3 protein-coding genes are annotated in these 1,903 nt (G+C 71.0%); all 3 read right to left on the bottom strand.

What is annotated here, in order from left to right; genetic code table 11:
• A partial coding sequence (locus ACFXA3_RS41900) for a hypothetical protein (protein WP_385196663.1) occupies positions 1–201 on the bottom strand: 201 nt, incomplete at its 3' end.
• 64 nt (positions 202–265) lie between these two features.
• A complete protein-coding gene (locus ACFXA3_RS41895; RefSeq protein WP_385196661.1) occupies positions 266–1,090 on the bottom strand; it encodes an isoprenyl transferase in 825 nt (274 codons plus the stop codon).
• 11 nt (positions 1,091–1,101) lie between these two features.
• Positions 1,102–1,848, bottom strand: a complete 747-nt coding sequence (gene recO / locus ACFXA3_RS41890; protein ID WP_030162779.1) for a DNA repair protein RecO — start codon at positions 1,846–1,848, stop codon at positions 1,102–1,104.
• Between the last annotated feature and the right edge of the window lie 55 nt (positions 1,849–1,903).

Here is a 1,903-nt window from a genome sequence, read left to right as displayed (position 1 = left end):
GCCGGAGCCGGTATCGCAGGTGGCGGCCGTCATCCGGACCCCGGTGCCGTCGACGACGGACCGGGTCTCCCCCGTCTTCTCCGGCAGCCCGCGCAAGGCCCGGGCCCGCAGACGCGGGGTGACGGGCCCGTGGACCCACAGGAACACGCCGGCGACCGGGAAGCCCGCGGCCCTGACGATGTCGCGTTCAACCATGTCCATGACGGCCGACCCCGTCCCGGCCGCCCGGCCGAGCCGGTGCGGGCACCGGCTCGGGGGCGACGGATCAGGCCGAGGGGTTCGGTTCCGCCTGGTTCGGGACCGCGCCGCCGAAGCGGCGGTCGCGCTGGGCGTACTCCAGGCAGGCCGCCCACAGGTTGCGCCGGTCGAAGTCCGGCCACAGCACGTCCTGGAAGACCATCTCGGCGTACGCGCTCTGCCACAGCAGGTAGTTGGAGGTGCGCTGCTCGCCGCTCGGCCGCAGGAAGAGGTCCACGTCGGGCATGTCCGGGTAGTACATGTACTTCGCGAAGGTCTTCTCGTTGACCTTCGACGGGTCCAGCCTGCCCGCGGCCACGTCCCGCGCGATCGCCTGCGCCGCGTCCGCGATCTCCGCGCGGCCGCCGTAGTTCACGCAGAAGTACAGGGTCATCGCGTCGTTGTCGACGGTCTGCTCCTGGGCGACCTGGAGCTCCTGGACGACCGACTTCCACATCTTCGGCATGCGGCCCACCCAGCGGATCCGGATGCCCAGCTCGTTCATCTCGTCGCGGCGCCGCCGGATGACGTCCCGGTTGAAGTTCATCAGGAAGCGGACCTCGTCGGGCGAGCGCTTCCAGTTCTCCGTCGAGAAGGCGTACAGGGAGAGGTTCTTGACGCCCATCTCCAGGCAGCCCTTGAGCACGTCGAGCACGACGCCCTCGCCGACCTTGTGGCCCTCGGTGCGCGGCAGGCCGCGCTCCTTGGCCCAGCGGCCGTTGCCGTCCATGACCACCGCGACGTGGTTCGGGACGAGCTCGCCGGGGATCTTCGGCGGGCGCTCACCGGACGGGTGCGGCTCGGGAACCTTGTACTCCCGGCGAGAGCGCCCCAGAATCCCGCGTCGTGCCATGTGTCCAGCTCCTATTTCTCGACGTATCGCAGGGAGCGTAGCCCGCGCTCCAGATGCCAGTGCAAATAGGCGGAGACGAGCCCGCTGCCCTCCCGCACGTACCGCGCCTCGCACGCGTCCGCATGCCCCCAGTCGCCCGTCAGCAGCGCGCTGAGCAGGGCGATGGCCTCCGACGAGGGTACGACGCTGCCGGCCACCCGGCAGTCCCCGCAGACGACCCCGCCCGCGGCGACGGAGAAGTGCCGGTTGGGGCCGTGGATCCCGCACTTCGCGCAGTCCGTGAAGCTGGGGGCGTACCCGTTGACCGCGAGGGAGCGCAGCAGGAACGCGTCGAGGATGAGGTTCGGCTCGTGCTCGCCGCGCGAGAGCGTGCGCAGGGCGCCGATGAGCAGCAGGTACTGCTGCACCGCGGGTTCGCCCTCGTTCTCGGTGAACCGCTCGGCGGTCTCCAGCATCGCGGTGCCGGCGGTGTAGCGGGCGTAGTCGGTGACGATGCCGTTGCCGTACGGGGCGATGATCTCGGTCTGGGTGCACAGCGGGAGGCTGCGGCCGATCAGCTCGCTGCCCCGGGCGAAGAACTGCACGTCGGCGTGGGAGAAAGGTTCCAGCCCGGCGCCGAATTTGGACTTCGTGCGCCGCACCCCGCGGGCGACGGCCCGCACCCGGCCGTGACCCCGGGTGAGGAGCGTGATGATGCGGTCCGCCTCACCCAGCTTCTGGGTGCGCAGCACGATGCCGTCGTCGCGGAACAGACTCATGGGCCCATTGTCGCCTGCCGGGGCGCGGCGACGGCCCTCCGCCCGGACACCGGTC

It is taken from the genome of Streptomyces sp. NPDC059456, from assembly GCF_042750055.1.
Lineage (GTDB): Bacteria > Actinomycetota > Actinomycetes > Streptomycetales > Streptomycetaceae > Streptomyces.
The sequence above is the reverse complement of the archived record's forward strand: the minus strand, read 5'-3'. Positions and strand labels throughout refer to the sequence as shown.

Coding starts and splice junctions, on each gene's coding strand:
- ACFXA3_RS41895 (WP_385196661.1), bottom strand. CDS start 1,090: ATGGCACGACGCGGGATTCTGGGGCGCTCTCGCCGGGAGTACAAGGTT.
- recO (WP_030162779.1), bottom strand. CDS start 1,848: ATGAGTCTGTTCCGCGACGACGGCATCGTGCTGCGCACCCAGAAGCTG.